The sequence below is a fragment of the Xanthomonas arboricola genome (assembly GCF_003353015.1).
In the GTDB taxonomy this organism is placed as follows: domain Bacteria; phylum Pseudomonadota; class Gammaproteobacteria; order Xanthomonadales; family Xanthomonadaceae; genus Xanthomonas; species Xanthomonas arboricola_E.
This window is the reverse complement of record NZ_QREM01000007.1, coordinates 94,028-112,292: the sequence shown is the minus strand read 5'-3', so window position 1 is coordinate 112,292 and position 18,265 is coordinate 94,028. Positions and strand designations below refer to the sequence as shown.

The 18,265-nt window shown below is 64.6% G+C and carries 12 protein-coding genes; 4 read left to right on the top strand and 8 right to left on the bottom strand.

Going from position 1 to position 18,265, the window contains the following annotated elements:
- Positions 1-68: 68 nt before the first annotated feature.
- From C0541_RS03930 to dnaA, 6 genes are all read right to left on the bottom strand, one after another.
- Positions 69-875 carry a M48 family metallopeptidase gene (locus tag C0541_RS03930; protein WP_115045942.1) on the bottom strand — a complete coding sequence of 269 codons (807 nt, stop codon included), beginning with the start codon at positions 873-875 and terminating at the stop codon, positions 69-71.
- Between the two features lie 62 nt (positions 876-937).
- Positions 938-1,774, bottom strand: a complete 837-nt coding sequence (locus C0541_RS03925; RefSeq protein ID WP_115045940.1) for a CPBP family intramembrane glutamic endopeptidase — start codon at positions 1,772-1,774, stop codon at positions 938-940.
- A 67-nt stretch (positions 1,775-1,841) separates the two neighbouring features.
- Positions 1,842-4,286, bottom strand: coding sequence for a DNA topoisomerase (ATP-hydrolyzing) subunit B (gene gyrB, locus C0541_RS03920; protein ID WP_115045938.1), 2,445 nt, complete (start codon positions 4,284-4,286; stop codon positions 1,842-1,844).
- Positions 4,287-4,400: 114 nt separating this feature from the next.
- Positions 4,401-5,507: a DNA replication/repair protein RecF gene (gene recF, locus C0541_RS03915; RefSeq protein WP_115045935.1), complete on the bottom strand. Its 1,107-nt coding sequence runs from the start codon at positions 5,505-5,507 to the stop codon at positions 4,401-4,403.
- Between the two features lie 1,094 nt (positions 5,508-6,601).
- The gene (gene dnaN / locus C0541_RS03910) at positions 6,602-7,702 is read right to left on the bottom strand and encodes a DNA polymerase III subunit beta (protein ID WP_104650390.1); all 1,101 of its coding nucleotides are present in this window, start codon (positions 7,700-7,702) and stop codon (positions 6,602-6,604) included.
- Positions 7,703-7,979: 277 nt separating this feature from the next.
- Complete coding sequence (gene dnaA / locus C0541_RS03905) at positions 7,980-9,308, bottom strand: chromosomal replication initiator protein DnaA (RefSeq protein ID WP_115045932.1); 1,329 nt, start codon at positions 9,306-9,308, stop codon at positions 7,980-7,982.
- Positions 9,309-9,550: 242 nt separating this feature from the next.
- On the opposite strand from dnaA, the gene rpmH reads away from it, so the two are divergent.
- The 4 genes from rpmH to mnmE all read left to right on the top strand — a co-directional run bounded on the left by rpmH (position 9,551) and on the right by mnmE (position 13,558).
- Positions 9,551-9,691 (top strand): 50S ribosomal protein L34, encoded by a 141-nt coding sequence (rpmH, locus tag C0541_RS03895; RefSeq protein ID WP_002805908.1) that lies wholly within the window; start codon positions 9,551-9,553, stop codon positions 9,689-9,691.
- Between the two features lie 38 nt (positions 9,692-9,729).
- Positions 9,730-10,176 carry a ribonuclease P protein component gene (gene rnpA, locus C0541_RS03890; protein WP_115045927.1) on the top strand — a complete coding sequence of 149 codons (447 nt, stop codon included), beginning with the start codon at positions 9,730-9,732 and terminating at the stop codon, positions 10,174-10,176.
- 15 nt (positions 10,177-10,191) lie between these two features.
- Positions 10,192-11,913, top strand: a complete 1,722-nt coding sequence (yidC, locus tag C0541_RS03885) for a membrane protein insertase YidC (protein ID WP_115045924.1) — start codon at positions 10,192-10,194, stop codon at positions 11,911-11,913.
- A gap of 304 nt (positions 11,914-12,217) precedes the next feature.
- The gene (mnmE, locus tag C0541_RS03880; RefSeq protein WP_115045922.1) at positions 12,218-13,558 is read left to right on the top strand and encodes a tRNA uridine-5-carboxymethylaminomethyl(34) synthesis GTPase MnmE; all 1,341 of its coding nucleotides are present in this window, start codon (positions 12,218-12,220) and stop codon (positions 13,556-13,558) included.
- Positions 13,559-13,666: 108 nt separating this feature from the next.
- Here the strand turns inward: mnmE and C0541_RS03875 are convergent, their stop codons facing one another.
- Together C0541_RS03875 and C0541_RS03870 are read right to left on the bottom strand one after the other, a co-directional pair.
- Positions 13,667-16,711 (bottom strand): TonB-dependent receptor plug domain-containing protein, encoded by a 3,045-nt coding sequence (locus tag C0541_RS03875; RefSeq protein WP_115045919.1) that lies wholly within the window; start codon positions 16,709-16,711, stop codon positions 13,667-13,669.
- Positions 16,712-17,383: 672 nt separating this feature from the next.
- On the bottom strand, positions 17,384-18,244 hold the full coding sequence (locus C0541_RS03870; protein ID WP_115045917.1) for an acid phosphatase: 861 nt from the start codon (positions 18,242-18,244) through the stop codon (positions 17,384-17,386).
- Between the last annotated feature and the right edge of the window lie 21 nt (positions 18,245-18,265).

The following is an 18,265-nucleotide window of genomic DNA, read 5'->3' as shown; positions in this document are numbered from 1 at the left end:
GAAAGTCTCAGTTCCCGAAAACGGTTTCCATGCTGTGTTGCGACATCCGGTACGCGAGCGCTGGAATCTCAGCCGCAGCGCGGCACACGCCCGTCCTGTCGCGCTTGCTGGTAAACCGGCTGGAGCTGATCGACGTCTGCCTGCAGTTCGCGGATGCGATTGGCGGGGTCGGGGTGGGTGGACAGCCATTGCGGCTGGCGATTGCCGCTGGCGGCCATCATGTTCTGCCACAGCGCCACGGCCTGGGCAGGGTCGAAGCCGGCCTGGGCCATCAGGCGCTGACCGACCACATCGGCCTCGCTCTCCTGGGTCCGCGAGCCCGGCAGCAGGAACACGGTCTGCGCGGTCATGCCGCCGACCTGGTTGACTGCACTGGCCGCACCGTCGCCGTAGGCCGCACCGGCCAGCGCGCCAATAATGCCCAGGCCGGTCTGCGCGCCGAGCTGGCGGGTGATGCGTTCTTCGTGATGGCGCGAGATCACGTGCCCGATCTCGTGCCCGAGCACGGCAGCCAGCTGGTCCTGGGTCTTGGCGACGGTGAAGATGCCGGTGTTCACGCCGACCTTGCCACCGGGCAGGGCGAAGGCATTGGCTTCGTCATCGACAAACAGCGCGGTTTCCCAGCGGGTCTCGCGCCACTGCGGCGGCAGCTGTGCGACCAGCGCATTGACCACGCATTGCACGTAGGCATTCTGCTTGCCGTCGGTGCTGACCTTTTCCTTGGCCTTGGTCTGCGCGAAGGACTCGGCGCCAAGCTTGTCGAGCTGGTCCTGGGTGACGCCTCCCACCACCTGTCGGCGGCCGGTCGGCGAGGTTGTGGTGGCACATGCCGTCAGTGCAAGGACGGCGACAACGATCAACAGCCTGGCTTTCATTCAATCCCCCTTGAACCCTGGGGGCATTTTGGCAGGCTCGTCTTAACTTTTCGTCAAACGGCTCAGCCGACGCCAAAAAAGTACAGTGCCGCCAGGGCGGTGGCGTTGTTGACGCCGTGCGCCACGACCGGTGCCCACAGCGTGCCGGTGCGCCAGTACAGCCATGCGAACGCCGCGCCCATGCTGCCGTAGACCAGCCACAGTTGCGCGATGGCAGCCGGGCCGTTGCCGCTGACGCCGGGCACTTCATGCACCAGCGCAAAAATCGCGCTGCTCAGCACGATGCCCAGCCAGGGCCGGCCGGCGGCGAGCAGGCGGCCGAACAGCACGCGACGGAACAGCAGTTCTTCATATGCCGGGGCGATGGCCACGGCAAACACCACCAGCGCCAACGGCCATTGCTTGATGGCTTCTTCCATCAGCGGCAGGTTGGTCGGCACCGGTTTGATGCCCAGCGCAGAGGCCGCGACGCTGACCAGATTGCTGAGCAGGAACACCCCGACCGCGATCAGTGCGGTCCAGCCCCAGGTGGAAGCACGCCGCGCGGCAGCCCGCGAGGCCCTGAGTTCGCCTGCGCTCGCGCGGCGGCGCCAGTAGTACAGCAGCAGCGCCGGCGAGGCCGTGCTGACCAGCGCGGTAAGCAGTTGCACCAGCACGCCGGGTTGGCCGATCACCGCCATGATCTGGGCCGAGGAGAGCGTCAGGCCCTGCGCCTTGGCGGCCTGCGCGGCGCTGATGCCGCGGAACACGCCCCAGAGCGCGAACCCGGCCACGCTCAGCGACAGCAGCAGGCCGGTGGCGATCAGCACATCGATGCCGAAGCCCAGCAAGGGCGGCAACAGCGGGGCGGTGCCGGCAACCGGCGTCGCTGCCGGCCTCTGTGGAGGATCTGTGCGCATCGTCGTCCTGAAAAAACCGCAAACGCCGGCGCATCGCCTGTGCGATGTGCCGGCGGGCGACGGTGGCTCAGATGTCCAGGTTGGACACCTTCAGCGCGTTGTCCTCGATGAAGTCGCGGCGTGGCTCGACCACATCGCCCATCAAGGTACTGAAGATCTGATCGGCGGCCACGGCATCTTCGATACGCACCTGCAACAGGCGGCGCGTATCCGGGTTGACCGTGGTTTCCCACAGCTGCTCGGCGTTCATTTCGCCCAGGCCCTTGAAGCGCTGCACCTGGCGCCCACGCTTGGCCTCTTCCAGCAGCCAGGCATGCGCCTGGGCAAAGCTGGTGATCGGGTGGGTCTTGTTGCCGCGCACGATCTGCGCGCCTTCGCGTACCAGGTCGTGCAGGGCCAGCGAGACCTCGCGCAGCGGACGCAGTTCGCCGCTTTCGAACGCGCCCATCGGCAGCACCTGGGTGAATTCCTCGCCCATGTGCCTGCGCACCGCCACCAGCGACGCCGAGGCGCTGTCGGTGGCCGGGTCGAAACGCAGCTGGTAACGCGCCGTGCCCAGGGTGCCGCGGTTGAGCACCGCCTGCAGCGCATCCAGGGTGGGATGCGCCTCGCCTTCGGCCTGCAGCTGGTCCACGTCCAGCGGCGGCAGGTCGATCAGCGCGGTGAGCAGCGCCGGGTCGTAGCGGTGCGCATTGCGCGCGATCGCCTCGTTGGCGCTGGTGAACAGCATCAACAGCTTTTCCAGCGCCTCGCCGGTGATCGGCGGCTCGTCGGTGGCGGGGATCAGCGCCGCGCCTTCGACCGCATTGCTGGCCAGGTAGGCATTGAGCGCCGCATCGTCCTTGAGATACAGCTCGCTCTTGCCCTGCTTGAGCTTGTAAAGCGGCGGCAGGCCGATATAAATGTAGCCGCGCTCGATCAGCTCCGGCATCTGCCGGTAGAAGAACGTCAGCAGCAGGGTGCGGATGTGCGAGCCGTCGACGTCGGCGTCGGTCATCAGGATGATGCGGTGGTAGCGCAGCTTGTCCGGGTTGTATTCGTCGCGGCCGATGCCGGTGCCCAGGGCAGTGATCAGCGTGCCGACCTGGTCGGAGGCCAGCATGCGGTCAAAGCGCGCACGCTCGACATTGAGGATCTTGCCACGCAGCGGCAGCACCGCCTGGTTCTTGCGGTTGCGACCCTGCTTGGCCGAGCCACCTGCCGAGTCACCCTCGACGATGAACAATTCGGACAGGGCGGGATCCTTTTCCTGGCAGTCGGCCAGCTTGCCGGGCAGGCCGGCGATATCCAGTGCGCCCTTGCGGCGGGTCAGGTCGCGCGCCTTGCGGGCGGCTTCGCGCGCACGCGCGGCGTCGACGATCTTGCCGGTAATGGCCTTGGCTTCGTTCGGGTTCTCCTGCAGGAACTCCTGCAGCCGCGCACCGAAGGCGTTTTCCACCGCCGGACGCACGTCCGAGCTGACCAGCTTTTCCTTGGTTTGCGAGGAGAAGCTGGGGTCGGGCACCTTCACCGACAGCACCGCGATCATGCCTTCGCGCATGTCGTCGCCGGTCAACGCGACCTTGGCCTGCTTGGCGATGCCGTTCTGCTCAATGTAGGTGCTGAGCACGCGCGTCAGCGCGGCACGGAAGCCGGCCAGGTGGGTGCCGCCATCCTTCTGCGGGATGTTGTTGGTGAAGCAGTACATGGTTTCCTGGTAGGCGTCGGTCCACTGCAGGGCCACGTCCACCACGATGCCGTTGTGCTCGCCGGTCACCGAGATCACGTTCGGGTGCAGCGGCGACTTGAGCTGCGCCAGGTGCTCGACGAAGCTGCGGATGCCGCCTTCATAGTGGAAATCGTCGCGGCGGCCGTCGCCGCGCTCGTCGATCAGGGTGATCTTGACGCCGGAGTTGAGGAACGACAGCTCGCGCAGGCGGCGTGCCAGGATGTCGTAGTGGAACTCGACATCGCTGAAGATCGCCACCGCCGGCTTGAAGCGCAGCGTGGTACCGCGCTTGGTCGACGCTTCCAGCTGCTTGAGCGGGTACTGCGGCTCGCCCAGCGCGTATTCCTGCTGGTAGTGGAAGCCATCGCGCCAGATGTCCAGCCACAGGTGTTCGGACAGCGCGTTGACCACCGACACGCCCACGCCATGCAGGCCGCCGGACACCTTGTAGCTGTTGTCGTCGAATTTGCCGCCCGCGTGCAGCACGGTGAGGATCACCTCGGCCGCGGAGACGCCTTCTTCCTTGTGGATGTCGACCGGCACGCCACGCCCGTTGTCGGACACCGACACCGAACCATCGACAAGGATCTTCACCACGATATCGTCGGCGTGGCCGGCCAGGGCTTCGTCGACCGAGTTGTCGACCACCTCGAACACCATGTGATGCAGGCCGGTGCCGTCGTGGACATCGCCGATGTACATGCCGGGGCGCTTGCGGACGGCTTCCAGGCCACGCAGCACGGTGATCTTGCTGGAGTCGTAGGTACCGTTGGGTGTCGTCGGGGTGTTCTGTTCGTCGGTCATGCGTGTGCCGTTAGCTCCACAACACGGGCGCAGGCGGCAGGAGCCGCATCGCACCGTGGGAAAAGGGGGATAGCCCGGAAATTATACCAGTCGGCCCAGCCGCGCCGCGGCTGGCTACGCAGAGGGCGCCATTACGGCGACGGTGCCGTGTTCCACGTGGAACCGATGCAGGACGCTTTCCGAGTTGGTCAGGCCGGGCGGCAGTTCGGTTGCGGTCATCAGCACCTGGGCGGGTGCCGACGCCAGCCGCTGCAGCACGCCGGCCTGGTGGTGGCGATCCAGCTCCGAACCCAGGTCGTCCAACGCAATCACCGGCCACTCACCGCGCTCGTGGGCGAAGTCCTCGGCCTGCGCCAGCAGGCAGGCGAGGGCGGTGAGCTTTGCCTGCCCGCGGGAGAGCGCATCCTTGCCCGGCAATGCATCGAAGGAGGGCGCCCAGTCGGCCCGGTGCGGCCCTTGCGAGGTGTAGCCATTCTGGCGGTCACGCTCGCGCGCCAACAACAGTGCATCGGCAAGCGATACCTCGTGGCGCTTCCAGCCCGGTGCGAAGGTTAGCGCAGACAGGCCGAGCGACGGGGCGATTGCGGTGGCGACCGGAATCAGGCGGTCCTGCAGCCGCTCCAGATAACGGAGGCGACGCGATGTCAGCGTTTCGCCGGACTCGGCGAGTTCGTGATCCCAGGCATCGAGCATCCGCGGCTGCGCCCCTTGCTTGAGTAGGGCATTGCGCTGTTTGAGCGCGCGCGCGTAGCGCCGCCACAGCGCCAGGAAGTCAGGTTCCACGTGGAACAAGCCCCAATCGAGGAAGCGCCGCCGCGGTTCACCACCTCCACTGATCAGTACATGGCTCCCGGGCTCGAAGGTCACCACCGCCAGCGCGGCACATAATGCACCAAGCTGTGCCACATCCTCGCCATCCAGCCGCCCGGTCCATTCCTGGCCACTGTGCCGCAGACCTGCCCGACGCGTGCGTTCACCGGTGTCGGCGGTTCCTTCGCGCCACTCCACGAACACTTCCAGATCACTGGCCCCTTGTCGGATCAGCCCATCGCGCACGCGCCCACGAAAGCTGCGGCCATAAGCCATCAAATGCAGCGCCTCCAGCACGCTGGTCTTGCCCGCGCCGTTGTCGCCGGTCAGCAGGTTCAAGGAACTGGCGGGATGGAGGTCGACGGTCTCGAAACGACGAAGTCGATGGATGGACAACCGCACTACGTGCATCGATCGGTCTGCTCTGCGCTGTGATCCGGCATCCCGGTCGGAGCGGAGCATACGTGATCGATACGGATCCTGCGCGTGGCGACGTGGAGCAACCCACGAGCAAACAGGGGACAACCTGTGGATAAAAACACGGACTGTGGAGCGCCATGGGCTTATCCACAGCTTGCTGACTCTTCCACAGGGGTCTAGACACAGGCTTTCGAGGCACTAAAGTCCTTTAAAAACAGAGAGATAAGGTAGTTTTCGGTGAATTCTGCCCCTACCATCACCACCAAGCTCTTAAATTATTTATAGATTTAAAAGCAAAGCGCGATGTGCATAACTCAAAAACGGGGCCAGGGAACGAGCCAACCGGACGCTGCCAAGCAGTTGGGACGGAAGGAGGAAAAACGCGCACCCAGCTGAATCCATTCAGGTTAGATGTGCTTTGTCCGACGTCGACCTGGCTCGGCACAGAGCATCACGGCTCACAGAGCCAACCTCACCAAAGGATGCGACTTGCGCGGCACCAGCTCTCGCATGACGAGGACCAGTATCAGGCTCAGGGCGACGGTCAGTTTCCCTACCGACAGCCTGCCGGTAATTGGCCGTCTCTGGAGCCGGCGGTGGTCCAATCCAGGATCCAGGCGCTCACAGCACTGCGGTAAGACGGGATAGCTCGCTGCCTGTCGCAAGGACCGGGCGCCGTACTACAGCCGGATCGTTCCGACATCCACGCCGATGACAGCGGCAGAGCAGCTGCATGATCGTCGCCTGCCAATGCCTGCAGTCCTTCCACTCTCCTGACTCCCTGCGGACGAGCTGACACGTGTCCCGCCCTCGATCTCTGACTGCCGGCAAGCGGCGCGTCCACCGGCCTTGCCTGGGCCACTGCCTGGGCATTGACCTCGGCGACTTCTGCGACCACGCAGGACGCCCCAGCGGGAGCTGCGGGCCAAAGCGCTACGGCAGCGAGGTAGTCACCGCCGCTCCCATGCGGGCGGTGACTGCCCAGGCTCCGAAAAACGGCACCCAGCAGGGATTTCGCGCTTTCACTGCACAAACAAAAAGCCCGGCAGTTGCCGGGCTCTTCGTGTTCCACGTGGAACGCAACGTCAGAGACGCAGCGGCATCACCACGTGGCGTGACTTCTCGCTACTGGCTTCACGCACCAGTGCCGACGAATTCGCATCACGCAGCTGGATGACCACATGCTCGTCGCGCAATGCAGACAGCGCGTCCAACAGGTAGTTCACGTTGAAGCCGATCGCCAGATCGTCGACCTTGGTATCGGCCTCGATTTCTTCCTGCGCTTCTTCCTGCTCGGGGTTGTGCGCGCTGATCTTCAGCTGGCCCGGCGAGACTTCCACGCGCACACCGCGGTACTTCTCGTTGGACAGAATCGCAGCACGCTGCAACGACGCACGCAGCGCTTCGCGGTCGACCTTGACCTCGCGATCGGCACCGATCGGGATCACTGCCTCGTAGTCCGGGAAGCGGCCGTCGATCAGCTTGGAGGTGAAGGTCACATCGCCCCGCTTGACGCGGATATGGCTACGGCCGACTTCCAGCTCCACGTCGCGATCTGCGGCTTCCAGCAGGCGCAGCAGCTCCGTCACGCCCTTGCGCGGCACGATGATCTGGCGCTTGGCGCCGCCGGATTTCTCCAGTTCGGTCTCGCATAGCGCAAGGCGGTGTCCGTCAGTGGCCACGCAACGCAGCAGGCCCTCGCGCAGGTCGAACAGCAGGCCGTTGAGGTAGTAGCGCACGTCCTGCTGGGCCATGGCGAACGCGGTGCGCTCGATCAGCTCCTTCAACGCCGCTTCCGGCACCGCAACGCGCTCGGTGGCCTCGACTTCATCCACTGACGGGAAATCGTTGGCAGGCAGCGTGGCCAGGGTGAAGCGGCTACGCCCCGCCTGCACCGTGACCTTGTCGCCGGTCTGCGAAATGGTGACGCGGCTGCCGTCGGGCAGGGCGCGCAGGATGTCGAACAACTTGCGGGCCGGAATCGTGGTTTCGCCGTCCTGCGCGTCTTCCACCATCGTGCGCGAGATCATTTCCACTTCCAGGTCGGTACCGGTCAAGGAGACCTGTCCGTCCTTGACCTGCACCAGCAGATTGGCCAGAACCGGCAGGGTTTGACGGCGTTCAACCACATTGACCACCTGGGCCAATGGTTTGAGGAAGGCTTCGCGCTGCAGTGTAAAACGCATGTGGTTCCGTGCCCCTATGCTTTAAAAGATAATGGAATAAATCAAAAGCTTGGTGGTGATGGTAGGGCCGTTTTCAGCGGATAACCACCATAACTGTTTGTTTCCAAAGACAAATTAGCGCCTGAAAGTCATTGGACTAGTGCCCCTGGTCTGGCGGTAAAACCTGTGGATAGTTTTCCGCCCGACCTGCCAGGCAACGTTATCCACAGATTCTCCCGCATTTGACCCCAACGTTTCCACGCTTTTCTCCACGCGGGCCGTCAGCGCCGTCCCCGGCCTACTCGCTGAGCTTGCGAATCAGCTTTTCCCAGTCCTCGCGCAGCTTGCCGTCAGCCTCCATCAGCGTGCGGATCTGCCGGCAGGCATGCAGCACGGTGGTGTGGTCGCGGCCGGCGAAGGCGTCGCCGATCTCCGGCAGGCTGTGTTCGGTCAGCTCCTTGGCCAGCGCCATCGCCACCTGGCGCGGACGCGCCAGCGAGCGGGTGCGTCGCTTGGAGAGCAGATCCTTCATCTGCAGGCCGTAGTAGTCCGCCACGGTCTTCTGGATGTTGGGGATGCCGATCGCCTGCTGCTGGGCGCGCAACAGGTCGCGCAGCGTCTCCTGGGCGAATTCCACGGTGATCGAGCGGCCGGTGAAGTTGGCGCGCGCCACCAGGGTGTTGAGCGCGCCTTCCAGGTCGCGCACGTTGGAGCGCATCTTCTTGGCGATCAGGAACGCCACGTCGTCCGGAATCTCGGCGCCGCGCTCGCGCGCCTTGGCCAGCACGATCGCCGCACGGGTCTCGAAATCCGGCGGGTCGATCGCCACCGACAGGCCCCAGGCCAGGCGCGACTTCAGCCGCGGCTCCAGGCCTTCGACCTCGCGTGGGTAGCGGTCGCAGGTCAGGATGATCTGCTGGCGGCCATCGAACAGCGCGTTGAAGGTGTGGAAGAACTCTTCCTGCGTGCGGTCCTTGCCGGCAAAGAACTGGATGTCGTCGATCAGCAGCGCATCGATCTGCTGGAACTGGCGCTTGAACTGGTCCATCGCCTTGTCCTGCAGTGCCCGGATCATCGCGCTGAAGAACTGTTCCGAGCGCAGATACATCACCTTGGCGGCCGGGTTGGCCTGGCGCAGCGCATTGCCGGCGGCAAACATCAGGTGGGTCTTGCCCAGGCCGGTGCTGCCGTACAGCAGCAGCGGGTTGTGCGCGCGGTCGCCGGGCTTCTGCGCGGCCTGGATCGCAGCGGCCAGACCGAGCTGGTTGCTGCGGCCTTCGACGAAGTTGGCGAAGGTGTAGTGCGAATCCAGGTTGCCGGCAAACGGCACGATCGGCGCGGCAACCGGGGCGCTGGGCGCAGCCATCGGTGCCGGCAGTGGCTCTGGCGCGCGCGGGCGCGAGCCGACCGCCAGCGCCACTTCGCCGTTGCCGACGAAGTACGCCACCAGCTCGCGGATGCGCGGCAGGTACCGTTCGCGGACCTGGTCGACGATGAACGCGTTGGGCGCATACAGCACGATGCTGTCGCCGCGGTCTTCGGCTTGCAGGGGTTTCAACCAGGTGTGGACGTCTTCGGGCGGGAATTCGGCTTCGAGACGTTCCAGACAGCGGGGCCAAGCATCCATCAAAGTATGATCATCTGTTGCTGGCTGCGGCGCGCAGCAAGGCGCCGTGCGCGCAGCCCGGTCGTGAAAAGAGGATGCGCCAGACTAGCACCCAGGGCAGGGTTTTCCCAGACTTATTCACAGCTCCATCCACAGGGCTTGACCGCCGTCACCTCGGGTAAAGCGTCCAGGGAGTTGACCCGGACGCTGGAGGCCCTATAGAATTGCCGGTTCTATTCGTCTCCATTCATGCAGAGGGCCCCATGGCCACCAAGCGTACTTTCCAACCCAGCAACCTCAAGCGAGCACGCGACCATGGTTTCCGCGCACGTATGGCAACCGCCGACGGCCGCAAGATCCTGGCTCGCCGCCGCGCCAAGGGCCGCAAGCGCCTGAGCGCTTGATTGCCGCGCCGCTCCCTGCGGCCGAGGCAGTCCCTAACGTGAACGCATCGAACCCGTGCAGGCGATTTCCTCGCTCTGCGCGGGTTCGCACGCGTGCGCAATACACGGTCGTTTTCGATACTGCACGTCGTACCTCGGACCCCTTGCTCAGCCTGCATTGGCGCACCGGCGATACGCCGCCGCGCCTGGGCATGGCGGTGTCGCGCAAGGTCGATACGCGTGCGGTGGGCCGTAACCGGATCAAACGCGTCCTGCGCGATGCCATGCGCCATCTGCTGCCCGAGCTTGCCGGCGGCGATTACGTGATTGTGGCGCGCTCGGCAGCCGCGAAGGCGACCAATCCACAGATTCGCGACGCGTTCGTCCGTCTGCTGCGCCGTGCCGGCGCATTGCCCCTGCCTGCCGCGCCCGGCACAATGCCGCCCGCCAGGACGATGCACCCATCCTCCCTTCCCCCGACAGAGCCGGAACCCAGTTCCGACTGAGCGAGTTGCTGCCCGATGAACCAGACCCGTGTTTTCCTGATTTTTGCCTGGCTGATGGTCGCGGCGCTGCTGTGGATGGAGTGGGGCAAGGACAAGGCGGCCGCCAATGCGCCGGTGGTTGCGGCGACCCAGTCAGTACCGGCTGCGCGTGACCTGGACGCGGCAGCGCCGGCCGCCAACGTGCCGGCGGCCCAGCCGATTCCGCAGGCGGGCGTGCCGGGCACGGTGCCGGCGACCAGCAGCACTGCCGCGACGCCGGCCGCTGCCGGCGCTGCGCCGGTGATCACCCTGACCTCGGACGTGCTGCGCCTGAAGCTGGACGGCCGCAGCGTGCTCGATGCCGAGCTGCTGCAGTTTCCGCAGACCAAGAACGGCACCGCGCCGGTCAGCCTGCTGACGGAAGATGCCGCGCACCCCTACAACGCCACCAGCGGCTGGGCCAGCGAGCATTCGCCGGTACCGGGCGTGGGCGGCTTCCGCGCCGAACAGCCGGGCACCGCGTTCGAACTGGCCAGGGGTCAGAACACCCTGGTGGTGCCGTTCGTGTGGAATGGCCCCAACGGTGTCTCCATCCGCCGCACCTTCACCCTGGAACGCGGTCGCTATGCGATCTCGATCAAGGACGAGGTGATCAACAAGAGCGCAGCGCCGTGGAACGGCTACGTGTTCCGCAAGCTGAGCCGGGTGCCGACCATCCTCAGCCGCGGCATGACCAACCCCGATTCCTTCAGCTTCAACGGCGCGACCTGGTACAGCCCGCAGGAAGGCTACGAGCGTCGTGCGTTCAAGGACTACATGGACGACGGCGGCCTCAATCGCCAGATCACCGGCGGCTGGGTGGCGCTGCTGCAGCACCACTTCTTCACCGCGTGGATCCCGCAGAAGGACCAGGCCTCGCTGTATGTGCTGAACCAGGACGGCCCGCGCGACGTGGCCGAGCTGCGTGGCCCGGCCTTCACCGTGGCCCCGGGCCAGACCGCCAGCACCGAGGCACGCCTGTGGGTGGGCCCGAAGCTGGTCAGCCTGATCGCCAAGGAAGACGTGAAGGGACTGGATCGCGTGGTCGACTACAGCCGCTTCTCGATCATGGCCATCATCGGCCAGGGCCTGTTCTGGGTGCTGAGCCATCTGCACAGCTTCCTGCACAACTGGGGCTGGGCGATCATCGGCCTGGTGGTGCTGCTGCGCCTGGCGCTGTACCCGCTGTCGGCCGCGCAGTACAAGTCCGGCGCCAAGATGCGCAAGTTCCAACCGCGCCTGCAGCAACTCAAGGAACGCTACGGCGACGATCGTGCCAAGTTCAACCAGGCGATGATGGAGCTGTACAAGAAGGAGAAGATCAACCCGATGGGCGGCTGCCTGCCGTTGTTGATCCAGATGCCGATCTTCTTCGCGCTGTACTGGGTGCTGGTGGAATCGGTGGAGCTGCGTCAGGCACCGTGGCTGGGCTGGATCCAGGACCTGACCGCGCGCGATCCGTACTTCATCCTGCCGCTGCTCAACATCGCCATCATGTGGGCCACGCAGAAGCTGACCCCGACCCCGGGCATGGACCCGATGCAGGCCAAGATGATGCAGTTCATGCCGCTGGTGTTCGGCGTCATGATGGCCTTCATGCCGGCCGGCCTGGTGCTGTACTGGGTGGTCAACGGCGGCCTGGGTCTGCTGATCCAGTGGTGGATGATCCGCCAGCACGGCGAGAAGCCGAGCAAGATCATCCAGGCCAACGCCAAGTAAGTTCCAGAAGGCCCGCCGCAAGGCGGGCTTTCTGCATGTCTGGCTGCACTGTTCTGCTACGCCGGGTCCTGCGGGAAGTCATCGCCGTTGCATCGCTTGTTGCGGTGGGTTCGTTGCGGCGGCGTGTTGGCCTGGGTGGGCTATCGCAAGCAGCCTGCGGGCAACATCGGATCGATGTCTCGACGGCCGGTCCACCGCGCGCAGGGCTTAACCCATCTGCGGGAAATTGCAGCCACACTGCGCGCCGCGCCGCACAGGTGCGCCTGCAAACCACGTCGTTGACCACACGCCTTACCATCTGCCTATGTCCTCTTCGCCATCGACCATTGTTGCCATCGCCAGTGCCGCCGGAACCGGAGGCATCGGCATCGTGCGGCTGTCCGGGCCGCAGGCCGCGCAGATCGCCGCCGAGCTGGGCGTGCCGACTCTGCAGCCGCGGCAGGCGCGCTACGCACGCTTCCGCGATGCGCAGGGCGAGGTGATCGACGATGGCATCGCCTTGTGGTTTCCGGCACCGCACAGCTTCACCGGCGAAGCGGTGGTGGAGCTGCAGGGCCATGGCAGCCCGGTGCTGTTGCGGCAGCTGGTGAGCCGCTGCATTGCCCTGGGCGCGCGGCAGGCACGCGCGGGCGAGTTCAGCGAGCGCGCCTTTCTCAACGGCAAGCTCGATCTGGCGCAGGCCGAAGCGGTCGCCGATCTGATCGCCGCCGGCGACCTGCGCGCGGCACGTGCTGCGCGCAGGTCGTTGGACGGCGTGTTTTCGCAGCGTGTCGATGCGGTCAGCGACACCTTCACCCGGCTGCGCATCCACGTGGAAGCGGCGATCGACTTTGCCGACGAGCCGCTGGACACGCTGGGCGGGGCGCAGGTGCGCGATGGATTGACCCAGGCACGCAGCCTGCTCGCGCAGTTGCTGCGCGATGCCGAACGCGGGCGCAAGCTGCGCGACGGCCTGCATGCGGTACTGATCGGCCCGCCCAATGCCGGCAAGAGTTCCTTGCTCAATGCACTGGCCGGCAGCGAGCGTGCCATCGTCACCGATGTTGCGGGCACCACCCGCGACACCTTGCAGGAAGCCATCCAGCTCGATGGTTTCGAACTCACGTTGGTCGATACCGCCGGCTTGCGCGAGGGCGGCGATGCGATCGAACGCGAGGGCATGCGGCGCGCACGTGCCGAACTGCAGCGCGCCGATCTGGCGCTGGTGGTGCTGGATGCACGCGACCCGCAGGCCGCACGCGATGCGCTCGGTGATGCCATCGAGACCGTGCCGCGCCGGCTGTGGATCCACAACAAATGCGATCTGCTGGCCGAACCCGCAGCGCTCGACCGCGATGCGATCGCGGTATCGGCAGTGACCGGGCAGGGACTGGAGCAGTTGCACGCCCGGTTGCGCGAACTCGCGCTGGGCGATGGAATGGAAAGCGTGGAAGGCGAATTCTCCGCACGCACGCGGCATGTGGACGCACTGCGTCGCGCCGAGCAGCACGCAGACGCGGCGGATCTGGAGCTGGGCTTCGAACAGCTCGAACTGGCCGCCGAAGAACTGCGCCTGGCCCAGGAAGCGCTCGGCGAGATCACCGGCAAGCTGAGCGCCGACGAGTTGCTGGGCAAGATCTTTTCGAGTTTTTGCATCGGCAAGTGAGGCGGCACGGTGCAACGTGCGGCGACTTCGCTGCATCGATTGGCGCCAAAAAAATCCGGCCCCTTTCGAGGCCGGATTTCGTAATGCCATCGTTGAACCAGCGGACAATCAGAAATCGTAGCGTGCCGTCAAACGGAACGAGCGCGGCGTCTGATAATTGACGTCGTTCAGATAGTTCGGGCTGATCACGTCGCGAGATGCTTCACTGAACTCGTTGTACTCGGTAACCCTGTCGTTGTTGAACAGGTTGAAGACATCGAGCTTGATACGCAGCTTGTTGTCGGCCCAGTTGGGGATGTACGCCGCTGCCAGATCGAACGTCCAGGTCCAGGGTGTCCGCCCCTCGTCGCCACGCTGCCGCAGCACGCGCGTGCCTTCAGCGTTCAAGCAATAAAAGCTCGAGCCGCTGTAACCGCTGAGGTTGCCCTGGTCAGGCTGCGGGATGTCGTCCAGCGGGATATAGCCCTGGCAATTGATCGGGCGCCCGGACTGCAGGACCAAATTTCCGCCAAGCTGCCATTCCGGCGTGATCGTATAAGCACCGAAAAGCTTGAGCGTGTGCTGACGATCGTTCGGGGTCGGCCCATAGGTGCCATCGGTGAACAGACGGTGGTCGAAGTCCTGGGTGAGGCCGGCGTCCTCTTGTTCCAGCGTCGAATTGACGTAGCCCTCGACGTTGCCACGTGTCCTGGCAAACGTATAGGAGCCCTGGAAGTTGAACTTCTCGCCGGTGCGCTCCCAGAAGAACTCCAGAGCGGTATGCAGGCGGCGATATTCCGGCAGGCCAAGATACGAGGCCGGCAAGGTTGCCAGTTCCAGTTCGCCATCGCCATTGAGATCGACGTTGATGGTCACATCGCTGCCTGGATTCAAGAAGTAGCAGCTAGGCACCGAGCCCGGATCGAAGTCGGGGTAGCCGTTGTCGGCCGCCCAGTCGATCCAGGGATTGGTGGTGCAGGTGTCGTCCATCCCGGACTTCACTTCGCGGCGGATCATACGCACTCCCGCCATCCAGTTTTCCGTCAATTGCAATTGGCCACCGAGGATGACCTCGTCCTGGTACATCGGCGACAGGTTGGTGGACGCGACAGAGGCTGGATTCGGCGCAGTGAGCGAGCCGTTGGTCTGGGTCTGGCCAATCTGCGCACCTTGGCCAACCGGCGTGCCGTCGGCTTCGCTCCAGCCATTGACGAAGTACCAGTTGGACACGGTCGACTCGGCGCCGGTTGCGCGGATACTGGAGTTTGTCGCCACTGGGATGTAGTAGCGGCCTGCGGTACCGAACAGCTTCAAGCTGGAATCACCCAGCACGTCCCAGGAGAAGCCCAGGCGCGGCGCCATTTTATAATCGGATTCGATCCAGGCAATGCCGTCGCCGTTCTTGTTTTCGAACTTCTCACCGCGCAAGCCGAGCACGGCGAGGAAGTTTTCGGTGACCTGCCAGTTGTCTTCCAGATAAAACGCGCTATTGGTGTTTTCGTACGTGGAGCTGCTGCTCTGGAACACGCGCGAACGCGCGTACAGCGCATTGCGCGGCACCAGTTGGCCGTTGACCGTGCGGCCAGGCCGGCCTGCAAACGCGCCGGTGGCTACCGAATTACCGGGCACCGTGTAATACGCCCAGTTGATGCCACCGGCGTAGGTCTGGCCACGGTGGCTGGATTCGTACTTTTCCTGATCCACGCCGAAGCGCAACCGGTGATCGCCCAGCACCCATTCGCCATCGACCCGGAACGCTTTGCGGATGTCCTCGTCCGGCTCCGCATCGCGGTCGGCGATCATGGAGATCGTGCCCGGGTTGCAGCCGATGTATCTGTCGACCACGCTAGTGGTCAGGCCGAAGCTGTAGGCCCAAGGGCATTCGCTCCCAGCCGGATCGGCCGGCAGGCGGGAGTCGATCAGGTTGCTCAGGTAGCCGTACTGCGCCGACAGCGTGAAGTTATCGGTAAAGTAACCGGTGTATTTGAGGATGCCGATCTTGCCGCCATTTTCCATCTCGTACTGCTCGATCGGCACTTCGTGCCGGCCGACGTTGTAGCGGTTGTCGCCATTGGCGTCGGTGGCGTATTCGTAGGTGCGGTACTTGGTCTTGGCCTGGTTGTAGATGCCGGTGAATTCGACCAGGTTGCTGTCGTTGATATACCAATCGAGCTTGACCAGGCCCTGGGGGGTCGTGTCACTGACGCGCCGGCTGGTCAGCGCGTAAAAGTTGTCTTCAGTTTCCTGGCGGCCTTCCACCATTGCAAAGAAGAACAAGCGGTCCTTGACGATCGGGCCGCTGGCATACGCAGAGTAAATGGTGCTGTCGAACTGATCGTCGCTGCGGTATTGGTACAGCGGGTCTGACGCATCGGGGTCGCGTTCGCGGACGTTTTTACCTGCCGCCGCGCCCCAGTCCGGTGCCCACTCCACGCTGCCGCCGTAGTGCCATTCGTTGGAGCCGGCCTTGGTGACGATGCTGACGATGCCGCCCAGCGAGCGGCCGTATTCTGCGCCATACCCGCCGGTCTTGATCTGCAGCTGACCAATGCTCTGGAACGGCAGATTGGCGAACGACAGGAACGTGCGCATGTTCGTGACGTCGAAGCCATTGATGTAGTAGCCGTTCTCGGCCACCGACGATCCGCCGAACGAGGCAAGATTGCCCGCACCGAGCCCGCTGTCGCCCCGGACCGCGCCAGGCGCGAGCAGCGCGACCGAAGACACATCGCTGGCCACCGGCAGCGAGACCATCTGGTCGGCAGTGAATACCGTGGTCGATTCCACCGAAGAGACGTCGATGGGGTTGAACGCCTGCGCGCCGACCACTTCCACCCGATCCAGCGTAGTGGCATTGCTACCCAGCGAGACCTGCGCGCCGCTGCCCACCTTGACCTCGACCTCCCGGGTCAGCCCGTTGGAGGTAATGATGTATTTGCCCGGGGGAAGTTGGCTGAAGCTGAATCTGCCATCTGCAGCGGCGGTGGCCGAGCGGCTCACGCCCGTTTGCGGGCTCTGGATGGCGATGGTGCTGCCAGGCTGCCCACTACCGAAAATGGAGCCGACCGCGCTCTGGGCCTGGACACCGCCGGCAACGCACATGCTCAGCGCAATGCTCAAGGCACTGCGTGTGATGTTCTTGGACAAAGACCTACGAACCCCTGGACGTGTCATTCCTCTTTCTCCTGATGAAGTACCTTCACAACGCCTGCAAACCGTGGGACCCAACTGCACTGCGGCGCAGTTGAGGTGGGGAGCCACTTCGAGGGAACGCCGACCAGCCCGGCGCATCACTTTCCTGAAGGGAGTCTGAAGATTAACCCAAAATTTACAGATATGTCATTTTCCGGGAACTTTTTATGAAACAGGGCTATCGGACCAGGACCTGGTCAGCTGTTTCGTGTAGGGATGCTTATCTGATCGAACACAACCGGTTGCGATTCGCCCCTGGTGGGGGCAATGAGCACGCGTCTGACCATCCCGATAGGGATGGGCGGCTCGATCAGCAGGCGCAGCTTTGCCGCGACTGGGTCTTCGCGGTGCGGGCTGGGAGTGAGATGGCGGTCGCCGTGAACAGGCAAGCGCTACGCCGGTTGTCAGGGCTGGCGGCTAAGGGCCTGCATCGGTCATGCAGAACGTATGCAAGCAACCGGCGGCGGGCGGACGCATAGAGTGATCCAGACCAGATGGTCTCAATCGGCGCGTGGCCGAGTTACCCGATGCGTTTGCGGCCACTTAGTGTCCGGCCAGGAGAGACGTGGCCAGGAACTCGAAAAAAACAAATGATGTACAGGCGACAGATCGCTGGCGCACGTTGTTTGTAGCAGGTCGCAGGAGCCTGACTTGCTACATCACCCCAGGCAGCACGGTCTGCAGTGCAGCGTTCTCTGCCGCGCAGGCTGGCGAAGCCGCCAGCGCTATCGACTGTTTCGCGCGCGCCTTGGCGATCTCGCGACGTGCGGCGGCCAGATCCTGCTGGAACTCGGGATCGTCGTGCAGGGCGGCGACGGTGGCGGCGCCCATGATGCGACCCTGGAGGACATCGCTCTGCCAGTGCACGTTGCAGACCAGGCGGCTGTCGCCGAAGGCGCGGCCGCGGGCGAGCAGGGCATCGTGTTGTGCCGGGGACAGCTCGGCCAGGATCAGGCCCCAGCTCCAGCCGATGGCGGTGTGGCCGGAGGGGTAGGAGCCGTTCTTGCGCAGCGCCGCGTCGTCGTCGGGCGTGCACATCGGTTGGTCATTGCGCATGAAAGGGCGCGGACGTTGGTAGCGCGCCTTGGCCGCACTGGTACTGCTGCTGGCATCGCGCATGCTGCGTTCGAGCAGGCGCACCAGATGCGGGGTGCTGGCCTGGTCGATCTGCAGGCCGAGCGCACAACTGAAGTGGGTGGCGGCGGCGGGAAAGCGCAATGCGGCGTCTTGTGTGGCCAGGTTCCAGCGCGGTGTGCCGCGCAGGGTGAGCATGGCCTTGGCGACGGCTTCGTCGTTGGCGAGCGCAGTGCTGCCGTCCTGCGGCGGCGGCGGCACCAGGCGCAGGCTGTCGGGCAGTTGTTCCTTATCGAGGTATCCGCGGGCGTCGGTGGCGATCACCGAGCCTGCAGTGGCTGCCTGCTCCCGCGCGCTCGCGATGCCACCGCCTGCCACCCATGCAGCGATGGCGATGCCGGTCAGCGTCCGACGACAAGAGCGAGCGATCCGCTGCGACATGGGCAACCTCTCAGACAGCAC